This is a genomic window from uncultured Polaribacter sp. (assembly GCF_947497125.1).
In the GTDB taxonomy this organism is placed as follows: domain Bacteria; phylum Bacteroidota; class Bacteroidia; order Flavobacteriales; family Flavobacteriaceae; genus Polaribacter.
The window spans coordinates 183,381-205,413 of the sequence record NZ_CANMFI010000001.1; the positions used below are offsets into that span (position 1 = coordinate 183,381).

The 22,033-nt window shown below is 30.9% G+C and carries 18 protein-coding genes; 7 read left to right on the plus strand and 11 right to left on the minus strand.

The window, feature by feature from the left end; all coding sequences use genetic code 11:
• Nucleotides 1–36: 36 nt before the first annotated feature.
• Nucleotides 37–1,101 (minus strand): 3-phosphoserine/phosphohydroxythreonine transaminase, encoded by a 1,065-nt coding sequence (serC, locus tag Q0678_RS00895; protein ID WP_299052612.1) that lies wholly within the window; start codon nucleotides 1,099–1,101, stop codon nucleotides 37–39.
• A gap of 107 nt (nucleotides 1,102–1,208) precedes the next feature.
• On the minus strand, nucleotides 1,209–2,270 hold the full coding sequence (locus tag Q0678_RS00900; RefSeq protein ID WP_299052615.1) for an acyl-CoA reductase: 1,062 nt from the start codon (nucleotides 2,268–2,270) through the stop codon (nucleotides 1,209–1,211).
• Between the two features lie 69 nt (nucleotides 2,271–2,339).
• Between Q0678_RS00900 and Q0678_RS00905 the strand changes: the two genes are divergently transcribed.
• Both Q0678_RS00905 and ychF read left to right on the plus strand, forming a co-directional pair.
• Nucleotides 2,340–2,690, plus strand: a complete 351-nt coding sequence (locus Q0678_RS00905) for a 4Fe-4S dicluster domain-containing protein (RefSeq protein ID WP_299052618.1) — start codon at nucleotides 2,340–2,342, stop codon at nucleotides 2,688–2,690.
• A 148-nt stretch (nucleotides 2,691–2,838) separates the two neighbouring features.
• On the plus strand, nucleotides 2,839–3,930 hold the full coding sequence (gene ychF / locus Q0678_RS00910; protein WP_299052621.1) for a redox-regulated ATPase YchF: 1,092 nt from the start codon (nucleotides 2,839–2,841) through the stop codon (nucleotides 3,928–3,930).
• 60 nt (nucleotides 3,931–3,990) lie between these two features.
• Here ychF and gcvT read toward each other — a convergent pair whose 3' ends face one another.
• Nucleotides 3,991–5,076, minus strand: a complete 1,086-nt coding sequence (gene gcvT / locus Q0678_RS00915; RefSeq protein ID WP_299052623.1) for a glycine cleavage system aminomethyltransferase GcvT — start codon at nucleotides 5,074–5,076, stop codon at nucleotides 3,991–3,993.
• 133 nt (nucleotides 5,077–5,209) lie between these two features.
• Between gcvT and Q0678_RS00920 the strand changes: the two genes are divergently transcribed.
• Both Q0678_RS00920 and Q0678_RS00925 read left to right on the plus strand, forming a co-directional pair.
• Nucleotides 5,210–6,835, plus strand: a complete 1,626-nt coding sequence (locus Q0678_RS00920) for an aminopeptidase P N-terminal domain-containing protein (RefSeq protein WP_299052626.1) — start codon at nucleotides 5,210–5,212, stop codon at nucleotides 6,833–6,835.
• A complete protein-coding gene (locus Q0678_RS00925) occupies nucleotides 6,835–7,056 on the plus strand; it encodes a VF530 family protein (protein WP_299052628.1) in 222 nt (73 codons plus the stop codon). Before Q0678_RS00920 ends, Q0678_RS00925 begins: the two co-directional genes overlap by 1 nt.
• 106 nt (nucleotides 7,057–7,162) lie before the next feature.
• Here Q0678_RS00925 and Q0678_RS00930 read toward each other — a convergent pair whose 3' ends face one another.
• The 8 genes from Q0678_RS00930 to Q0678_RS00965 all read right to left on the minus strand — a co-directional run bounded on the left by Q0678_RS00930 (nucleotide 7,163) and on the right by Q0678_RS00965 (nucleotide 16,751).
• Nucleotides 7,163–9,526 carry a type IA DNA topoisomerase gene (locus Q0678_RS00930; protein ID WP_299052630.1) on the minus strand — a complete coding sequence of 788 codons (2,364 nt, stop codon included), beginning with the start codon at nucleotides 9,524–9,526 and terminating at the stop codon, nucleotides 7,163–7,165.
• 46 nt (nucleotides 9,527–9,572) lie between these two features.
• Nucleotides 9,573–9,875, minus strand: coding sequence for a type II toxin-antitoxin system RelE/ParE family toxin (locus Q0678_RS00935; RefSeq protein WP_299052633.1), 303 nt, complete (start codon nucleotides 9,873–9,875; stop codon nucleotides 9,573–9,575).
• Nucleotides 9,875–10,237 carry a hypothetical protein gene (locus tag Q0678_RS00940; RefSeq protein WP_299052637.1) on the minus strand — a complete coding sequence of 121 codons (363 nt, stop codon included), beginning with the start codon at nucleotides 10,235–10,237 and terminating at the stop codon, nucleotides 9,875–9,877. Before Q0678_RS00940 ends, Q0678_RS00935 begins: the two co-directional genes overlap by 1 nt.
• Nucleotides 10,238–10,271: 34 nt before the next feature.
• A complete protein-coding gene (locus Q0678_RS00945) occupies nucleotides 10,272–12,395 on the minus strand; it encodes a Tex family protein (protein ID WP_299052639.1) in 2,124 nt (707 codons plus the stop codon).
• Between the two features lie 81 nt (nucleotides 12,396–12,476).
• Complete coding sequence (locus tag Q0678_RS00950; protein ID WP_299052641.1) at nucleotides 12,477–12,950, minus strand: N-acetyltransferase; 474 nt, start codon at nucleotides 12,948–12,950, stop codon at nucleotides 12,477–12,479.
• A gap of 52 nt (nucleotides 12,951–13,002) precedes the next feature.
• Nucleotides 13,003–13,614 carry a fumarylacetoacetate hydrolase family protein gene (locus tag Q0678_RS00955; RefSeq protein WP_299052644.1) on the minus strand — a complete coding sequence of 204 codons (612 nt, stop codon included), beginning with the start codon at nucleotides 13,612–13,614 and terminating at the stop codon, nucleotides 13,003–13,005.
• A gap of 83 nt (nucleotides 13,615–13,697) precedes the next feature.
• Nucleotides 13,698–14,942 (minus strand): diaminopimelate decarboxylase, encoded by a 1,245-nt coding sequence (gene lysA, locus Q0678_RS00960; protein ID WP_299052646.1) that lies wholly within the window; start codon nucleotides 14,940–14,942, stop codon nucleotides 13,698–13,700.
• 102 nt (nucleotides 14,943–15,044) lie between these two features.
• On the minus strand, nucleotides 15,045–16,751 hold the full coding sequence (locus Q0678_RS00965; protein ID WP_299052649.1) for a sensor histidine kinase: 1,707 nt from the start codon (nucleotides 16,749–16,751) through the stop codon (nucleotides 15,045–15,047).
• Between the two features lie 217 nt (nucleotides 16,752–16,968).
• Here Q0678_RS00965 and Q0678_RS00970 point away from each other — a divergent pair, with 217 nt between their 5' ends.
• From Q0678_RS00970 to Q0678_RS00980, 3 genes are all read left to right on the plus strand, one after another.
• Nucleotides 16,969–18,828, plus strand: a complete 1,860-nt coding sequence (locus tag Q0678_RS00970; RefSeq protein WP_299052651.1) for a DNA topoisomerase IV subunit B — start codon at nucleotides 16,969–16,971, stop codon at nucleotides 18,826–18,828.
• Nucleotides 18,825–19,022 carry a hypothetical protein gene (locus Q0678_RS00975; protein WP_299052653.1) on the plus strand — a complete coding sequence of 66 codons (198 nt, stop codon included), beginning with the start codon at nucleotides 18,825–18,827 and terminating at the stop codon, nucleotides 19,020–19,022. The genes Q0678_RS00970 and Q0678_RS00975 overlap by 4 nt, the downstream gene beginning before the upstream one ends.
• 192 nt (nucleotides 19,023–19,214) lie before the next feature.
• Complete coding sequence (locus Q0678_RS00980) at nucleotides 19,215–21,956, plus strand: DNA gyrase/topoisomerase IV subunit A (protein WP_299052655.1); 2,742 nt, start codon at nucleotides 19,215–19,217, stop codon at nucleotides 21,954–21,956.
• Nucleotides 21,957–22,033: the final 77 nt, after the last annotated feature.

Sequence of the window (22,033 nt, forward strand, 5' to 3'; positions counted from 1 at the left end):
TACTTTGCTTATTGCATTTACCCTTACACTTAATTCTTATTTGTTTTTTTCTAAGGCTTGCATTACATCCACTAAAACCTGAACACTATAAAGTGGTAAAGCATTGTACATACTTGCTCTATATCCGCCAACACTTCGGTGTCCTTTAAGTCCATTAATTCCGGCTTCCGCACACATTGTATCGAATTTTGCAGTCATTTCTTCATCTGTTAAAACAAATGTAGCATTCATAACACTTCTATCTTCTTTAGCTACAATTCCTTTAAATAAAGGGTTTCTATCTATTTCAGCATATAAAAGAGCAGCTTTTTTATTGTTTACATCTTCAATAAATTGAATGCCGCCTAAGTCTTTTAACCATTGTAAAGTTAACATAGACACATATACGGCAAAAACAGAAGGTGTGTTAAACATGCTGTCTTTGTCTATATGAGTTTGATAATCTAGCATTGCAGGAATTTGTCTTTCTACTTCTCCTAAAATTTCATCTTTTACAATAACCAGAGTGGTTCCTGCAGGGCCCATATTTTTTTGTGCACCCGCATAAATTAAATCGAATTTTTCAAAATCTAGCTGACGCGAAAATATATCTGAACTCATATCACAAACCAAAGGGATTTTAGTATCAGGAAAAGATTTCATCTGAGTACCAGCAACGGTATTGTTACTTGTGCAATGAAAATAATCTGCATCTTCTGGTATGGTGTAATTTTTAGGGATGTAGTTAAAATGATTGTCTTTAGAAGAACCAACTTCTACCACTTCTCCGAATGCTTTGGCCTCTTTAATCGCTTTATCAGACCACGTACCCGTGTTTAAATAAGCTGCCTTTTTATTTAATAAATTGTAGGCTACCATTAAAAATTCTAAGCTTGCGCCACCTTGTAAAAATAGAGCGGTATAGCCTTTGTTTTCTAATCCTAATAATTCTAAAGCCAAAGATCTAGCTTTCTCCATAACTGCAACAAAAGGTTTGCTTCTGTGAGAAATTTCGATCAAAGATAAATTGTCATCATTAAAATTTAAAATCGCTTCAGATGCTTTTTGTAACACTTCTTGTGGTAAAATACAAGGACCAGCACTAAAATTATGTTTTTTCATTATGGATTTTTTTAAATATTCATCAATTTAATAATTCATGAATTTATTAGTATCTGTTTATTTATTCTGAGAGTTATAACGTTCTATTTTAAACGGCTATAACTTTTTTATATTTCTGATAAAAATTCTAATGTGTTTATGCCATCTGCATAATCATTTAATTTAGGATGTTGTGTTTGCCCAAAAGCAATTTCATTTTCTACAAATCCTTTAGCAACTACACATTGTATTTTTTCTTTATCCTGTTCTATTTTTAACTTTAAATCGTCTAAATGGTCGTAATATTCATAAAAAACGGTTGCAATAGGAGAGGCGTAGCTCTTATCTTCTTTGATCATTAAAAAACCATTTTCTAATAAATCGAATAGGCTCATTAAATATACCGCTTTGTTATAATCGTAGTTATTGGCATATTTTGCGTTGTTAATCATCTCTTTTTTAGAATACATTCCATTAAAAAAAGCATCAAAATTATAATTTTTAGGGACATATAATTTAGAAACGGATCTACAACCCAAGCCAAAGTACTGAAAGATATCATCAGATAAATTTATAAAATCTTCTTCCGTTTCATTACCGGTTAAAACTGCAACGGAATTTCTGCTTTTTCTTATAATACTGGGTTTATTTTTAAAATAATACTCAAAATAACGAGCAGTATTGTTGCTTCCTGTGGCAATAACCGCATCAAAGTTTTCTAATTTTTCTGTTGTAAAAGTTATTGTTCCTTTAAAACTTTCTTCTACATACTCTAAATACTTTGCCAAAAAAGGTAATAAATACTTATCGTTAGAAGACTGTTTTACCAAAACATGATGCCCAGAAAGTAGTACCGATAAAAAATCATGAAAGCCCACCAAAGGAATGTTTCCTGCCATAATTATAGCAACTTTTTTTGTGTCTTTTTGAGGTGTTTTTACACTTTCTATAAAATCTGTAATGTTTTTTTGAGTTAACGCTTTGCTCCAAGATTCTAGAGCAAACAAGATATTCTCTTTGGTAAACCAAGAGTTTTTTTCTTGTGCTATTTTTAATTGATGCAAAAAACCATCAAAAAATAATTCATTATGTTCAATGTTTTTACTTTTTTTTATTCCATTAACTGAAAATTGACCTAAAAAGGCACCTAATTTAGCGAAAGCAGCAATTCTATTTTGAATACTAATCATTTATTTTGGTTGTCTATAATTTTGGCTTTATTTTTGCAAACACAAAGGTACAAAAACAGAACAAAAATTATGGCAATTATAATAACAGATGAATGTATAAATTGTGGGGCATGTGAACCAGAATGTCCTAATACTGCAATATATGAAGGTGCAGACGATTGGAAGTATGCAGATGGTACAGATTTAAAGGGCAATGCTGTGTTACCAAATGGTAAGCAAGTAAATGCAGACGAAGACCAAGAGCCAATATCAGATGAAATTTATTACATTGTTGCAGATAAATGTACAGAGTGTAAAGGTTTTCATGAAGAGCCACAATGTGCTGCGGTTTGTCCTGTAGATTGTTGTGTGCCAGATGATGACAATGTTGAAACTGAAGAAGAATTGTTGGCAAAACAAAAATTTATGCACAATGATTAAGTGATATTGATTTAAAAATCAATAAATACCTTACAAAATAACACAAAAATTCCCGAAGTAAATTCGGATTTTTTTGTTTTTAAAACACATATAACAGTAAATTATCAACCGTTGGTTCTTTTGTCTGTTATTTAAATATCTTAAAAGAATGAAAGCCGGAATTGTAGGATTACCAAACGTAGGAAAATCGACCTTATTTAATTGTTTATCAAATGCAAAAGCACAAAGTGCAAATTTTCCTTTTTGTACTATAGAACCAAACTTAGGTGTGGTAAATGTACCAGATAAAAGAATTGAAAAATTAGAAGAATTGGTTAATCCAGAGCGCGTTTTACCTGCTACTGTAGAGATAGTAGATATTGCTGGACTGGTAAAAGGAGCTAGTAAAGGTGAAGGTTTAGGAAATCAGTTTTTAGCAAATATTAGAGAAACAGATGCTATCTTGCATGTAGTTCGTTGTTTTGATAACGACAATATTATTCATGTAGACAATTCGATAGATCCGGTAAGAGACAAAGAAACGATAGATATAGAGTTGCAGTTAAAAGATTTAGAAACGGTTCAGAAAAGATTAGAACGTGTTAAAAGAACTGCAAAAACAGGTAATAAAGAAGCGCAAGCAGAATTAGTTGTTTTGTTAAAAATTGAAGAAACTTTATTGCAAGGTGTTTCTGTTAGAGCCTTAGATTTTAACGAAAAAGAGTTAGAGTTTGTACAATCGTTACAGTTTATAACAGCTAAACCAGTATTGTATGTTTGTAATGTAGATGAAGGATCTGCAGTGTCTGGAAATGCGTATGTAGATAAAGTTAAAGAAGCAGTAAAAGATGAAGGTGCAGAAGTTATTGTTTTAGCTGTTGGTACAGAAGCAGATATTACTGAATTAGATGATTATGAAGAGCGTCAGATGTTTTTAGCTGATATTGGTTTAGAAGAAGCTGGTGTTTCTAGATTGGTAAGATCTGCATATAAATTATTAAACTTACAGACCTATTTTACAGCGGGTGTTAAAGAAGTAAGAGCTTGGACAATACCGATTGGATCTACTGCACCACAAGCAGCTGGTGTAATTCATACCGATTTTGAAAAAGGTTTTATTAGAGCCGAAACAATTGGTTATGAAGATTATGTTGCCTTTGGTTCTGAAGCGAAAGTTAAAGAAGCTGGTAAAATGAGAGTAGAAGGTAAAGACTACATTGTTAAAGATGGCGATGTAATGCACTTTAGATTTAACGTCTAAGAAGTCTTAAAATTTATAATAAAAAAAAAGCTGACTTTAATTAGTCAGCTTTTTTTTGTCTTATTTTTTGTAAAACGGTAGTTTTACAATTGTTGCAGGTAGCGCTTTTTTACGAACCTGAATGTAAATTTTTGTATCTGCTTTAGCGAAGCTAGTTGGTACATAACCCATTCCAATTCCTTTACTAATAGACGGACTCATTGTGCCAGATGTTACCTTACCTATAATTACACCATTATCATCTACAATATCATAGCCTTGTCTTGGTACACCTTTTGTATCTAACATAAAACCAACTAATTTACGTGTTGGTTTTTGTTCTTTTTCTTTTAACAAGGCATCACAATTAATAAATTCTTTGTTAAATTTTGTAATCCAACTTAAACCAGCTTCAATAGGCGAGGTATTGTCATCAATATCATTGCCATATAAACAATAACCCATTTCTAATCGTAAAGTATCTCTTGCAGCCAATCCAATTGGTTTAATTCCATACTTTTCTCCAGCTTCAAATACCGCTTTCCATATCTGAGAAACTTCAGTATTTTTACAGTAAATTTCAAAACCACCAGCACCTGTATATCCTGTTGCAGAAATGATAACATTATCTATTCCTGCAAAATCACCAATTTTAAAAGTATAAAAAGGGATTTCGGCTAAATCTAAAGAAGTTAAATTTTGCATTGCTTTTACAGCTTTTGGTCCTTGAATGGCTAATAAAGAATACTCATCAGATAGATTTCTTAAGTCGGCATTAAAAGAAGTATTATGGCTTACAATCCAGTTCCAATCTTTTTCAATGTTAGATGCATTAACAACTAATAAGTAAGTGTCTTCTTTAAGTCTGTAACAAATTAAGTCATCTACAATTCCGTTATTTTCATTCGGAAAACAACTATATTGAGCATCACCAACATTTAATTTAGAGGCATCGTTAGAAGTTACTTTTTGTATTAGTGCAAGCGCATTTTTACCTGTAACTAAAAATTCTCCCATATGGCTTACATCAAAAACACCAACGGCATTTCTAACGGTTAAATGTTCTGCGGTTACTCCTTCGTATTGAACAGGCATATTAAAACCAGCAAAAGGAACCATTTTTGCACCTAGTGACTCATGAATGCTAGATAAAGCTATATTTTTCATTTGTAAATTTCTTGATATTTTGGCTAAATTATTGAAAATTCAGCAATAAACAATCACTAATTATTTGTTAATATTTTAACTAGCTAATAATAAATGTTACATTTGATGTTCTAAATTTGAATAGTTTTATCTCATGAAAAATTTTTATCCAATCTTTTTTAGCTTATTTCTTTTAGTAAGCAATGTTTTTTCTCAAATACCAACAGATTTTTTATCCAAAGAATTTCATCAAGAAAAACGTGCTGCTTTTAGAGCTAAAATGCCAAAAAATACTGTAGCTGTATTGTTTGCAAACCCTGTAAGAAATAGAGCTAATGATGTAGATTATGTATATCATCAAGATCCTAACTTCTACTATTTAACAGGTTACAGAGAACCAAATGGGGTATTAGTGTTGTTTTCTGATGATCAAGTTGATGCAAACGGAGCTGTATATAACGAAATTTTATATGTTCAAAAAAGAGATCAAAGAGCAGAGCAATGGAATGGCAAACGTTTGGGGATAGACGGCGCTAAAAAAGAGTTGGGATTTAAAATGGTCTTTAATGCCAACGATTTTATAACTACAGACATTAATTTTAAACAATTTGATAGAATTTTTATAGAACAATTTAAAGACGATTACAGAAATTCTAGCAATACTGCAGAAATATACGATTTGGTAACTGCATTTAAAAATAAGGTAAATTACCAGTCAGCCACTTTCTTATCCCCAGTAAAAAAGCAAGTGTACGAGCTTATTAAGGTAACACCAATTATAAATACAGCAAATGTTGCACAAGTTATTGGTAGGGCTTTAGTATATGATCCTTCTTTAAAAAATGATGCAGATTTAATGGCCTATAAAGCGGAAACCGATATGGCATTAAAGAAAGATTTAAAAGATAAAATATCCTTAAAATTAGACGCTAAAACAAACATAGATATTCAATTTTTGTCAAATTCGCTTGCAACTTTAAGAGAGATTAAAACGGAGGCTGAATTAAAGTTGCTTACTAAAGCGGTTCGTATTTCTGCAGTAGGTCAAATTGAGGTAATGAAGGCAATGAAACCACATATGTCTGAAACAGAGTTACAAGGAATTCATGAGTTTGTTTACAAAAAATACGGAGCAGAATATGAAGGCTATCCTTCAATTGTTGGTGCCGGTAATAATGGGTGTATTTTACATTACATAGAAAACAATAAAACACAGGTTGGTAACGAGTTGGTTTTAATGGATCTGGGTGCAGAATACAGAGGATATACTGCAGATGTAACTAGAACAATACCTGCAAATGGTAAATTTACAAAAGCCCAAAAAGAAATTTATCAACTAGTTTATGATGCTCAAGAAGCAGGTATTGCACTCTATAAAATAGGGAATTCTATGAGTGCGCCTAATAAAATTGCCAGAGAAATTATTAATAAAGGGTTGTATCAATTAGGCATTATAAAAAGTATTGATGAAAAGCATCCGTATTTTCCTCATGGTACTTCGCATCATATTGGTTTAGATGTTCACGATCCAGGGAATTATGGTAATTTTGAAGAAAATATGGTGGTTACTATGGAGCCAGGAATTTACATTCCGGAAGGTAGTAATTGTGATAAAAAATATTGGGGAATTGGTATTCGAATCGAAGATGATATCTTAGTTACCAAAACAGAACCAATTAATCTTTCTGCAGAAGCCCCAAGAACTATAAAAGAGATAGAAAAAATGATGGCAAAAAAATCTGTTTTAGATGATTTTGTGTTACCCGATTTAGATAAATAATGAGTAAAGAACAACCAAATAATCCATTACACGGCATAAAATTAGCGACTATGTTAGAACAGCTATTTTTAGAATATGGATGGGAAGAGTTAGGAGATGCCTTAAACATAAATGCGTTTAAAAACAACCCGACTTATAAATCTAGTTTAAAATTTTTAAGAACAACCCCTTGGGCAAGAGAAAAAGTAGAGCAGTTTTATTTAAAAAATATGATTGATTAATTTTTTGAAGCTATTTCCTGCTTTTCGCACTCGCTTCACGCAAAAAGCGTAAGAGCTCAAACAAATGCTACAATCAGGGCTAATGGTTTTTAGCTAACTTTGTTGTTTAGGTCTTAATTATTTGCAATACCAACTCTTTTGTTAAAGGCTTTCCATTGGCTATTTGCTTGATTTTATCAAACGTAAAAACAAAATTGCAACCAGTTTTGTAGGCAGAACAACCATAGGCAGTTTTTCCTTTTAAGATAGTACCATTTTTACATTTTGGGCAGGCAATTTTTTCATTCTCATTTTTACCTTGCAGAGACTTCTCAACTGCGCTAGTAGTTACAGTTTTCTTTTTAGGCTCTAATTGTAAGTCAAAATTATCATTAAAACGAATTAACGCTTCTATAGAGCCAGCATCTGTTTTAAAGCCTTTTAAATTAGTAGTAGAGCCTTTGTCTAGCAAACGAATAAGCTGATTTTCTGAAATCTTTTTATCTGAAAAAACAAATGGCAATTTAAAAGTACAATTGTTCTTGTATTCAGAGCATCCAAAGGCAGCAGCCCCTTTTAATAATTGCCCTTTTTTACATTTCGGGCACGTCTTACCAACAACTTGTTTTTTTACCTTTTTGTCACTTTTACTTTGTGTAGAAATACTTTTTTTAGAGTTCTCTGCTGCGCTAGAATTACCAGTTGAGTTAGAAGAAATTCTCTTTTTAACTTTGTTAGAGCGAACTTCGTACACCAATTCATCAACCATTTTTTTCATATTATTTATGAAAGTTCCAGCGTTAAATTCGCCACGTTCAATTTCTTTCAAACGTTTTTCCCATCTACCAGTTAATTCGGCAGATTTTAAAAGTTCGTTATCAATAATATGTATTAAATCAATGCCAGTTTCTGTAGGTAATACCAATTTTTTCTTGCGTTCTATGTATTTTCTTCTAAATAAAGTTTCTATAATACTTGCTCTTGTAGACGGTCTACCAATACCGTTTTCTTTCATCAGCTCACGCATTTCATCATCATCTACTTGTTTACCCGCAGTTTCCATGGCGCGTAATAAACTTGCTTCTGTAAAGTTTCTTGGTGGTTTGGTCTCTTTTTCTAAAAAAGAAGGTTCGTGCGTTCCTTTTTCTCCTTTTACAAAAGAAGGCAAAGTTGTTTGTGCATTTAGTTCTTTTTTAATTTTACTTTCTTCGGTTTCAAAAACAATACGCCAACCTTTGGTTAAAATTTCTTTTCCGGTAGTTTTAAAAGGTACTTCTGCTGCTTTTGCAATAACAGAAGTATTTGAAACATCAGAATCTGGATAAAATACACCAATAAACCTTTTTGTTATAATATCATATACTTGTTGCTGATTGTATTGTAAGTTTCCTTGAATTCCGGTAGGAATTATTGCATGGTGATCGGTTACTTTTTTATCGTCAAAAACACGTTTCGATTTCTTTATTTTCTTTCCTAAAAGTGGTTGTGTAAGTTCACTATAATTGGTAAGTTTCGATAAAATTCCTGCTACTTTAGGATACACGTCATTTGGTAAAAAAGTAGTATCTACTCTTGGGTAGGTAACCACTTTCATTTCGTATAATTTTTGTACCATTTTTAGAGTTTCATCCGCAGAAAAACCAAACTTATTGTTACAATATACTTGTAAGCCAGTTAGATCGAATAATTTTGGGGCGTATTCTTTTCCTTTCTTTTTGGTTACCGAAACAATTTCAAAATCAGATTGTGCCACTTTATCTGCCAACACTTGTCCGTCTTCTTGTTTTAAAAAACGCCCATCTTCATAATTAAAAAGAGTGTTTCTATAAGTTGTTTGCAACTCCCAATAAGGTTGTGGACTAAAATTTTTAATCTCTTCAAACCGATTTACCAACATGGCTAGGGTAGGAGTTTGAACTCTACCAACAGACAACACTTGTTTGTAGCCGCCAAACTTAACCGTATACAATCTTGTTGCATTTAAGCCTAAAAGCCAATCTCCGATAGCTCTAGAGTAGCCTGCGTAATACAAATTGTCGTATTGTTCTGCAGGTTTTAAATTGTTAAAACCTTCTTTAATAGCCTCTTCGGTTAAAGAAGAAATCCATAAACGTTCTACTTTTCCTTTGTAGTTGCATTGGTTAATTACCCAACGTTGTATAAGTTCTCCTTCTGTACCAGCATCACCACAGTTTATTACAACGGTAGCTTTTTCAAACAAAGATTTTACAATTTCAAATTGTTTTTTAATACCTGCATCGCCTGTAACTTTAGTGTCAAAACGCTCTGGCAACATTGGTAAATTGTTTAAATCCCAACTTTTCCAATGCGGTTTGTAGTCTTTGGGTTCTAAAAGTGTGCACAAATGGCCAAAAGTATAGGTAACAGCATAGCCATTGCCTTCATAAAAACCATCACGTTTTGTGTTGGCACCTAGAATGTTGGCAATTTCTCTGGCTACAGATGGTTTTTCGGCAATACAGACTTTCATGGGGTAATTTTACAATTTTCGAAAGTAAGAAAATAATTGAGAAGTTTTATAAATCTTTCTGTAACTTATTAGGGTTTTGTCTAGTATCGAAAATGGTAATGATTTCTATTTCTTGTTGATTTTGTAAAACTCTATAATACAGTGTGGTTTGTTTTGTAAGTACACATTTATAAAGTCCTTTGTTTTCAAAAGATACAATACAGCTAAAAGGATAATGTGATATTTGTTTAATTTTAAGTGTCAACTTTTTGTGAAAATCATTCTTAGTCTGTAGGCTAAAATTTTCTGTAAGATAATTGTATAATTTTATTAGCTTAGATGTAGCTAAATTGGAAAGAGAAACTTTCATTAAGAGGTTTTTACTAAAAAATCTTCCCAAGAGATTTTTTTACCCTCGTCTAACTCTTTAATTCCTTGTTCAATTTCTTCTTTTTCTGCAAAACTTAGATCATTCCAAAAATCATTATTTTTCCAGAGTAAATTTTCTAATTTAATTATAGTCTCTTCATTTTCTAAATTAATAAAATCTTTAATAAAATTAAGTTTTCTGTTAGTTTTAGACGTTGATTGATATCCACTTTCTGGTTCATTAGCCATATTAGAAAGTTCGTTTTCTTCTAAAAGTATGTTTTTTATTTTAAGAATTAATTCTTGAGAATCGATTTGTAATATTTCTTTAACTAAATTTAATTTTTCAGATTCAATGTCCATTTTCCTTTTTTATAAAGATACTAAAATTATTGATTTATTTCACCAATGCCAATTGAATTCTCTTTCTAGCAACATCAACTTCTACTACTTTTACAATAATTTGTTGCTGTAAGTGAACAATAGTATTTACATCTTTTACAAACGTATCCGATAAATTAGAAACATGAATTAAGCCGCTTTCTTTAATCCCAATGTCTACAAAACATCCAAAATTGGTGATGTTATTTACAATTCCGGGTAATAATTGCCCGGTTCTTAAATCATTAATCGTTTTAATATTTACATCAAAAGAAAATACTTTTGCTGTTGCTCTTGGGTCTAAACCTGGTTTTTCTAATTCTTTAACAATGTCTTGTAAAGTTGGCAAACCAGTGTTTTCAGTACTATAATTTACAAGATTAATTTTTTGAAGCAAGCTTGTGTTGCCAATTAATTCTTTAATTTTTATCTTATAATCTTTAGCCATTTTATCAACCAAAGCGTAACTTTCTGGGTGCACGGCAGAATCATCTAACGGATTTTTACCATTTTTAATTCTTAAAAAACCAGCAGCTTGTTCAAAAGCTTTGCTACCTATACGAGGAATTTTTTTAATATTGTTTCTATTAGAAAATGCCCCATTTGTATTTCTATGATTTACAATATTTGCTGCAATTTTTGGCCCTATTCCAGAGACGTAGCTCAATAAAGATTCGCTTGCAGTATTTATATTAACTCCCACAGTATTTACACAACTTTCTACTGTATTGTCTAGCGATTTTTTTAGCTTCGTTTGATCAACATCATGTTGATATTGCCCAACACCAATCGATTTTGCATCAATTTTAACCAATTCTGCCAACGGATCTTGCAAACGCCTGCCTATTGAAATTGCGCCTCTTACAGTCACATCATAATTAGGAAACTCTTCTCTGGCAATTTTAGAAGCAGAATATATAGATGCGCCAGCTTCACTAACAACAAATACAGCAATGTTATTTTTAAATTGAATTTTTTTGACAAATTGCGCTGTTTCTCTAGAAGCAGTTCCGTTACCAATGGCAATGGCTTCAATTTTATGCTCATCTACTAAAAAACTAATTTTTTTTATAGCCTCTAATTTCTGATTTTGAGGTTCGTGCGGATAGATAGTTTCATTGTGTTCTATATCGCCTTGTGCATTTAGACAAACCACTTTGCATCCAGATCTAAAACCAGGATCTATGGCCAATACTCTTTTTTCACCCAAAGGAGCTCCTAAAAGTAATTGTTTTAAATTTTTAGAAAATACAACAATGGCCTCTTCATCAGCTTTTTCTTTTGCGAGTGACATTCTTTCATTACATAGAGAAGGCGATAGCAACCTTTTATAAGCATCTTGAATTGCAAGTCTAATTTGTTCTGAACACTCATTTTCTATGCGAATTATTCTGTTTTCTATTCGATGTAAAAGTCTATCTGAATCTACTTCTATTTTAACACGAACAAAACCTTCGTTTTCTGCTCTTAAAATAGCCAACAATCGATGCGATGGTATGTTGCTTAAAGATTCACTCCAATCAAAATACTGACTGAATTTTTGCGCTTTTTCATCATCAATTTTATTTTTTATAACTTTTGAAGTAATTGTAGCATGTCTTTCTAATTCTTTACGAATGGTATTTCTGATATCGGTGCGTTCATTTATCCATTCTGCAATAATATAACGAGCACCTTCTAGAGCGTTTTCTGCATTTTTAATGTCTTTAGAAATGAACTTAGTTGCAGTTTGATGTAAGTTAGATACACGCTGACTCATCATCATCTTTGCCAATGGCTCTAAACCTTGTAAACGTGCTGTTTCTGCTTTTGTTTTTCGCTTTTTCTTAAAAGGTAAATACACATCTTCCAAAGAAATTAAATCTGTTGTATTGTGTATCTTTTTAGAGATTTCTTCTGTTAAAACTTGTTGTTCCTCTAGTGCTTTTAAAATGGCTTTTTTACGTTTTTCTAAGGCTTCAAAAAGACCTTTAAATTTTTCAATTTCACCAATTGCAACTTCATCTAGATTGCCTGTCATTTCTTTTCTATATCTAGCGATAAAAGGGATGGTGGCATCTTCATTTAAAAGAGAAATGGTGTTTTCTACAGCTTTTGAAGGAAGTTGTGTTTGCTGAATAATGTATGAAAGTAATTGCATTTTTAAGTTGAATTTATCTGAAAAAGAAACCTCATAAAAATGAATTTATGAGGTTGTAAATATAGTTTTATTTTGTGTTTTCTAGGAAACTATTTTCTCAAAAGCCAAGCGTTTTGCGTTGTAATTTGTATAAATAATTCCACAATATACATATCCTAATTTTTTTAGTAAAGATTGCATCCCGAGGTTGTCTTCATGCGTATCAATTTTAAGGCTCTGTATGTCATTTACTTTTAACTGTTGATGAAACTCGTTAAAAAGTAAAGTTGCTAAACCAAATTTTCTGTATTCTTTTTTAATTGCCATTCTATGGATAACTCCGTATATTTCTTCTTCAGAAACAAGCCAATTGCCATCAATTACTTTTTTGTAAGTAGGTTCTTTTCTTAGCGTAAACATTGCGGTGGCAAGTACTAGGTTTTCATCATTTACCAAAACATAGCTTTCTCCTTTTTTGATATCATTTTCAACTTGCGCTGTGTTCGGATATCCGTTTTGCCACTGGTCTATATTTTGTGCAGCCAAATAGCTTTTAGCATCGTTAATAACGATCATAATTTTCGGGATATCTTCAATTTTTGAAAGCCTAATTTTCATCAATAAAAAATTAAATCATTTTAAAATCTAACATTAATTCTCCGTTAACGCTACATTGTAAATGGTCTCCTTTAAAAATTTCACCTTTACCAACTGCAGGTGTTCCAGTAAAAATTAAATCACCGGGTTGTAGTGTCATGTATTTAGATATAAAGACAATAATATCTGCAAAATTATGAATCATATAGGCTGTATTGCTTTTTTGCTTTTCAATTCCGTTAATTTTTAAGTCGAAATTAATATCACTTAAATTATATTTAGAAACTGGTTTAAAGCTAGAAATGGGTGCAGCACCGTCAAAACCTTTTGCAAAGTCCCAAGGATGTTTTGTTTCTCTGGCATCATTTAAAAGATCTGCCGCTGTGTAATCTATGCCCACAGCAATTTCAGAAATGTATGAATTTGCATCTTCTTTAGAAATATTTTTACCTTCTTTTCCTATTTTAACTACCAATTCTACTTCATAAATCAAATTTGATGTAATGTCACTAGGATAGTCAACATCACAATTAACGGCTAAACTACTTTCTGGTTTCGAAAAAATAAATTTTTTATTGTTTCTTTTTTCTTTAATTTCTTTTAAGTCGGTTACATAATTACTACCAATGCCTAATATTTTCATTTTATAAAATTTTATTGTTTGTAAATATAAAAAATCCACTAAAAATAGTAGTTAGTGGATTAAAGGTTTGTTTGAAAGTTATTTTATGCTTTTATAGTTTCTCTCTTTTTTGTTTCTGTTTTAGAAAGATCTACTGCAACTTGATTGTGTAAAATGTCTTCTATTGTTTGACGTTTTCTAATTAAATAATCTTTACCGTTGTGTATCATTACTTCTGCAGGCAAGTATCTAGAGTTGTAGTTAGATGCCATTGAATAACAGTAGGCACCAGCATTATGAAAACACAAAACATCTTCTTCAGAAATTTCTGCTATTCTTCTGTTAGAACCAAAGGTGTCTGTTTCGCAAATGTAGCCAACTACAGAGTAGTACCTGTCACGCCCTTCTGGGTTAGAAATATTACTTATGTTATGGTAAGAATCATACATCATTGGTCTTACCAAATGATTAAAGCCAGAATCTACATGTGCAAAAACAGTTGAAGTGGTTTGTTTAACAACATTAACTTTTGCTAAAAATACACCAGCTTCAGAAACTAAAAATTTACCAGGTTCAAACATTAAGGTAATTTCTTTACCGTATTCTGTACAAAACTCATTAAATCTTTCAGATAGTTGTAATCCTAATTGTTCTATGTCTGTAGAAATATCTCCTTCTTTGTAAGGTACTTTAAATCCGCTACCAAAATCAATAAAATCGATATTAGTAAACTGTTTAGCTACATCAAATAAGATTTCTGTTGCACGTAAAAAAGTATCAATGTCAAGAATATCAGAACCAGTATGCATATGAATACCGTTAATATTCATGCCTGTATTTTCTACCACACGTTTGATATGCGGAACTTGGTGAATTGATATCCCAAATTTAGAATCGATATGACCTACAGAAATTTTAGAATTACCACCTGCCATAATATGAGGGTTAATTCTAACACAAACTGGTATAGTAGGGTGTTTTTGTCCAAACTGCTCTAAAATAGACAAATTGTCTATGTTTATTTGAACCCCTAACTTAGCAACTGCTTCAATTTCATTTAAGGAAACACCGTTTGGTGTAAATATTATTTTTTTAGGATCAATACCAGTTGTTAATCCTAATTGTACCTCTTGGATAGAAACGGTATCTAAACCTGCACCAATATTTTTAAAAAATTTTAATATATTGATGTTTGAAAGAGCTTTTACAGCGTAGTTTAATTTTAAGTTTTTAACAGCGCTAAATGCATTGGTAAGACGATTATATTGCGCCTCTATTTTTGCTGTGTCATATACATATACAGGTCCGCCGTATTTGTTTGCTATTTCTAAAAGTTGATTTCTATCCAAAATAAATATGTTTTAAGTAAGATCAAAAGTACATTATTAATTAGTGAGTAGATGTATTTGTTTAAAAATACAACAAATTGTTTTTTATTGTTTTTATTATAACTATTCCTTCCTATTAATTTTAAACTTAAACCAAACTTTTAGTCCGTTTTTAGAATCAAAATTAGCATCAGTACCTAATTGGTTCGCCAATCTATTTATTAAATTTACGCCTAATTTATTTGTCTTATTTAGTAAATCTTCAATATTAAAAGGTCTTCCAGAATCTTTATAATAAAAAGTTACAGTATTTAACTTCTTTTTAATGTCTATAAATATAGTGTCTTCATAATCGCTTTTAATTGCATGTTTAAAAGAGTTTGTAATTAGTTCATTTATTATAAGGCCTATTGAAATGGCGTCATCTATATTAGAATAAATATTTTTATCTAAATTTAAATTAAGAAATACTTTTTTATTTATGTTGTATACTTTGTGAATATCAGATGAAAGAGAAGTTATGTACTCGCATAATTTTATTTTAGTTAGGTCTTCATTTTCATATAGTTGATGGTGTATTTTAGAAAAAACACGAATTCTACTTACAGAATCTTTAAAAATTGTTTCAGAGTTTGTAGCGGTCATGTTTTTTTCTTGTAAGTTTAAGAGACTAACAATGGTTTGTAGGTTATTTTTAACTCTGTGATGTAATTCGTTTAGTAATAAGTTTTTTTGATCTAAGTTAGATTCAATGATTTCTTTTTGAGCTTCTATTACTTTTGTTTGTTTACTTTTTGTGTTTAAAAGAAAGATTGCTAAAAGAGTTGTCATAAAAAGAATTGTTAGAATTAAAAAAATAATTCTTATTTGAACCTCTTTAGAAGCTATATCGTCATTTTTTTTGTCAGAGATGGCTTTAATTTCTACTTGTTTTAATGCAAAAGAAGTGTTTCTATATTGTTCTTTAAATTTTTTATAAGCTTCATTTTGCTTGTCTAACATTTGATTCATGTAGTAATAAATAGAATCTTTATTTTTATCAGTCTTTAAATAATAGATTGCTTTGTAATAACTATATACTGCATATCTTTTTTTAGCATTTAATTCATTAGATTCCTCTAAAAATTTTTTTATTTCAACTAAAATTTCATGACCTTTTTCATGTTCACCCAATTCAATAAGAGCAAATGCTTTGTATGCTTTAATAGTATTCAATCCGTATGAATTGTAATATGTATCTTTATGGTTAGCTTCTTTTTTAAAGTGCCCTTTTTTTAATAAGTAAATGTATTCATCAGCTCTTTTTATAAGCTCCTCATAATTTTTATGTTCAAACATGTATTTTACATACGTTATTTGAATATCAAAATAATTAGAACTTTTTATTTTTTTTGTTTCTTTAATGGCAAGGTTTAAAATACTATCTCTTTTTTTAAATTGCTTTTTCTTGTTGTATATTATACCTAGATTTCCAATGAGTCTAATGGTTCTTACAGAGTCTTTTATCAAAGAAAAAACCTCAATACCTTTTTTAAAATTTGTTTCTCCAGCATCTAAATTTCCAGAGGCACTATACACGGTTCCTATAATATTATAAGCCAATCCTAAAGCAAGTTTATTGTTTTTTTTAGAGCCTTTTTCTAATAAAATACCACCAATTTTTATAGCTTTAGAAAATTCATCAATTTTAATAAGCGAATCTGCTTTTGCTGCTATTTTTATGTTTTCTTGATTGCTTAAATTAACTTGACCATTAATACAATGTGTCGAGAATAAAAGTATTATGATTAAAATTATTTTTATTTCTGTAGGTAAAATAATATTTTTCATAATAAAATTTTTAAAAATTGTTAATGCTTTTCTCAAATATAGCATTCTTATTTCAAGAATAGATTTGTTTTGTTGTGAACTGGGTTAAAAATGATGTGTTTTTGTATTTGAAATACTATTTTATAAAAAATTAAAACTATGTTGAAAACAAATTGAATAGTCCTTTTAGAATTGCTAAGTAAATGCTATTTTAGCAGGGTTAATTGCCACTTATTTTATGACACAAGAAACTAAATATACAGAAGATAATATTAGATCTTTAGATTGGAAAGAGCATATAAGAATGCGTCCAGGAATGTACATTGGAAAACTTGGAGACGGCTCTTCTGCAGATGATGGTATTTATATCTTAGTAAAAGAGGTGCTCGACAATTCTATTGATGAGTATGTAATGGGTGCTGGTAAAACCATCGAAATTTCTATACAAGGTAGTAAAGTAACTGTTAGAGATTATGGTCGTGGAATTCCTTTAGGTAAAGTGGTAGACGTTGTTTCTAAAATGAACACTGGTGGTAAATACGATTCTAAAGCATTTAAAAAATCGGTAGGTTTAAACGGAGTAGGTACGAAAGCAGTAAATGCTTTGTCATCATTTTTTAGAGTAGAATCTTCTAGAGAAGGTAAATCTGCCTCTGCAGAATTTAGCAAAGGTAATTTAGAAAATGAAGAGTTTTTAGATGAAACTTCTCGAAGAAAAGGAACCAAAGTACAATTTGTACCTGACGAAGAAATTTTTAAAAACTACAAGTTCAGAAATGAATATGTAGCAAAAATGTTAAAAAATTATGTGTATTTAAACCCCGGTTTAACCATTGTTTTTAACGGAGAAAAATTCTTTTCAGAAAACGGATTAAAAGATTTACTAGAAGATAACAACAATAAAGAAGACATGTTGTACCCAATCATTCACTTAAAAGGGAATGATATAGAGGTTGCAATAACCCATAGTAAAACACAATATTCAGAAGAGTACCATTCTTTTGTAAATGGGCAACACACTACACAAGGTGGTACACATCAATCGGCATTTAGAGAAGCTGTTGTAAAAACAATAAGAGATTTTTATGGCAAAAATTTTGAAGCTTCTGATGTTCGAAAATCTATTATTTCTGCCATTGCCATAAAAGTAATGGAACCTGTTTTTGAAAGTCAGACCAAAACAAAATTAGGATCTACAGATATGGGGGGAGATTTGCCAACCGTAAGAACCTACATCAACGATTTTTTAAAGACAGAATTAGATAATTTTTTACATAAAAATCCTAACGTTGCAGATGCATTACAACGTAAAATTATACAAGCAGAAAAAGAACGTAAAGAGCTATCTGGAATTAGAAAGTTAGCAAAAGATAGAGCTAAAAAAGCGAGTTTGCACAACAAAAAACTACGCGATTGTAGGGTTCATTTAGGTGATATTAAAAAAGACAATTACTTAGATTCTACGCTGTTTATTACAGAGGGAGATTCTGCTTCTGGATCTATAACAAAATCTAGAAATGTAAATACACAAGCTGTTTTTAGTTTAAAAGGAAAGCCTTTAAATTCTTACGGATTAAGTAAGAAGATTGTATACGAAAATGAAGAATTTAACCTATTGCAGGCGGCGCTAAATATAGAAGATGGTTTAGAAGATTTACGTTATAACAACATTGTAATTGCTACAGATGCCGATGTAGATGGTATGCACATTCGTTTGTTATTAATTACCTTTTTCTTACAGTTTTTTCCAGAACTGATTAAAGAAGGGCATTTGTATATTTTAGAAACACCTCTTTTTAGAGTTCGTAATAAAAAAGAAACTTTTTATTGTTATTCTGATGAAGAAAAACATGACGCGATAGAAAAATTAAAAGGAAAGCCAGAAATAACTCGATTTAAAGGTTTGGGAGAGATTTCACCAAACGAATTTGTGCATTTTATAGGTGATGATATTCGTTTAGATCCTGTAATGTTAGACAAGGAAATGTCTATTGAACAAATGTTAGAGTTTTACATGGGTAAAAATACGCCAGACAGGCAGAAGTTTATCATAAACAATTTAAAGGTTGAATTAGATTACGTAGAAGAGGAAGTATGAAAAAAATAAAAACAGTTTTTAATATTTTTTCAATTATTTTATTGGTCATTTTAATTTTTTGGCTCACTCAAATTAATTACAAAGAGTTATCATTTAAAGAAAATTCATCGGCGTATTTAGGAGTGTTATCTTCATCAATGATGTCTTTAGCTCTTCAAATGATAAAAGGAGGAATTAAAGAGAAAAAGAAATAAAATTAGAACCAAAAAAGATTCTGATTAAAGCAGATAGTTAGCAAACAGGCTTGCGTTAGGGATTGAAGTGACATCCTTTTTACTAAACCCTAAATTAATTTAGGGTTGCTGGAAAAAGATATAACGGAAAGCCCGTTAAAACGCCCAAATAATAAACAATGAAACGCTTAAACAAATAAACGTTTTTTTTAAATGAGTGAAGAAACAAACGAACACGAAGAGAAATTAACTGATCAAGAACATCTTGATAATCAAGCTGATTCGGTAGAAACCATTACTAAAGTTACAGGTATGTACAAAGAATGGTTTTTAGATTATGCTAGTTATGTAATCTTAGAAAGAGCCGTCCCTTCTTTAGAAGATGGATTAAAACCTGTGCAACGTAGAATTATGCATTCTATGAAAGATCTAGACGATGGCCGTTACAATAAAGTAGCGAATATTGTTGGTCATACCATGCAATATCACCCTCACGGAGATGCTTCTATTGCAGATGCGATGGTGCAAATTGGTCAGAAAGAATTGTTGATAGACATGCAAGGTAACTGGGGTAATATCTTAACAGGAGATAGAGCCGCAGCATCAAGATATATAGAAGCGCGTTTGTCTAAATTTGCTTTGGATGTTGTTTTTAACCCGAAAACGACAGAGTGGAAACTTTCTTATGACGGTCGTAGAAAAGAACCAATAGATTTACCAGTAAAGTTTCCATTATTACTAGCGCAAGGCGCAGAAGGTATTGCAGTAGGTTTGTCTACTAAAATATTACCACACAATTTTTTAGAATTAATAGATGCTTCTATTAAATATTTAAAAGGTAGAAGTTTTAAAATTGTACCTGATTTTTTAACTGGCGGAATTGCAGATTTTACCAATTATAATGATGGTAAACGTGGTGGTAAAGTACGTATTCGTGCTAAAATATCTCAATTAGATAAAAAAACATTGGTAATTAACGAAATTCCGTTTTCTACCACAACTTCCTCATTGATTGATAGCATCTTAAAAGCCAATGACAAAGGAAAAATCAAAATAAAAAAGATAGAAGACAACACGGCTGCAGAGGTAGAGATTTTGGTGCATTTACCACCGAATGTATCACCAGATAAATCCATTGATGCTTTGTATGCGTTTACCAATTGCGAAACTTCAATTTCACCTTTGGCATGTACCATAGAAAATAATACACCTGTTTTTGTTGGAGTTACAGAAATGCTAAAACATTCTACAGATTTAACCGTAGAATTGTTGAAAAAGGAATTAGAAATTCAGCTAAATGAATTAGAAGAACAATGGCATTTTTCTTCTTTAGAGCGTATTTTTATAGAAAATAGAATTTATAGAGATATAGAAGAAGAAGAAACTTGGGATGGTGTAATTGAAGCTATTGATAAAGGATTACAGCCTCATATAAAACATCTAAAACGTGCTATTACTATTGATGATATAACACGTTTAACAGAAATTAGAATTAAGAAAATATCTAAATTTGATATTGACAAAGCCAAGCAGTTTATTGAAGGTTTAGAAGAGAAAATTGCTGGGGTAAAACACCATTTAGCAAATCTTATCGATTTTGCAATCGACTATTTTAAGCGCTTAAAAGAAACGTACGGAAAAGGGAAAGAGCGTAAAACCGAAATAAGAATTTTTGATGACATTGTAGCTTCTAAAGTTGCAATGAACAACGCAAAACTATATGTAAATAGAGCGGAAGGTTTTATAGGTACCTCACTTAAAAAAGACGAATTTGTTACCGATTGTTCTGATATTGATGACATCATTATTTTTAGAAAAGATGGAGTAATGTCTGTTACAAAAGTAGACGCTAAAACTTTTGTAGGGAAAGATATCATTCATGTAGCTGTCTTTAAAAAGAAAGATAAAAGAACGGTGTACAACATGATTTATAGAGACGGTACAAAAGGTGCTTCTTATATGAAACGCTTTAATGTAACCTCTGTTACTAGAGATAAAGAATACGATTTAACCAATAATAAAAAGGGTTCTTTAGTGCATTATTTTACAGCAAATCCGAACGGAGAAGCAGAAGTAGTAACTGTTAATTTACGTGCAGTTGGTAGCGTTAAAAAACTAAAATGGGATATTAATTTTGCAGATTTAGCGGTAAAAGGTAGAGGGGTTAGAGGAAATACAATTACAAAGTATGGTATAAAGAGTATAGATTTTAAAAGTGAAGGAGTCTCTACATTAAAACCTCGTAAAATTTGGTTTGATGACGCTGTACAACGTTTAAATGTTGACAATAGAGGAGAGTTGTTGGGTGAGTTTAGAGCTGCGGATAAGTTATTGATTGTTACTCAAACGGGTAAAGCCAAAGCGGTAAAACCAGACTTAGCAATGCATTTTGAAGATGACATGATTGTACTTGAAAAATGGAAGCCAAACAAACCAATATCTGCCATTTATTACGATGGTGAAAAAGAGCGTTATTTTGTAAAACGTTTTTTAATTGAAACCACAGACAAAGAAGAAGAGTTTATTTCTGATCATCCAAAGAGTCAGTTAGAAATTGTAGCTACTGATTATAGACCTATTGCAGAGGTTCAGTTTTCTAAAAGAAGTTTAGAAAATGAGCTAGTTAATTTTGAGGAGTTTATTGCTGTTAAAGGAATAAAAGCACAAGGAAATCAATTAACTACAGAAAAGATAAAGAATGTTAATTTATTAGATTCTTTGCCTTTTGATTTAGAAGATGATGAAAAAGAAGAAACAGAAGCGGTAGTAAATGAGTCAAAAGAAGAAAGAGAAGAGCAATTACCGATTGAAATAGAAGAATCAAATATTGTAAAACCTGTCTTAGAAGAGTTATCTGCAGAAGAAAAAGCAAAAATTGCCTTGCAAAAGTCAATTGCAAAAAAGAAAGCAGAGCAAAAAAGAATTGATGATGAAAATCAAACCAAATTATTTTAATTTAAAATTTTAGGATGAATAAATACATTAAAAAACTTGTTGTGTTCGTTTTTATTCTAAGTTTAATTGAATTTAGT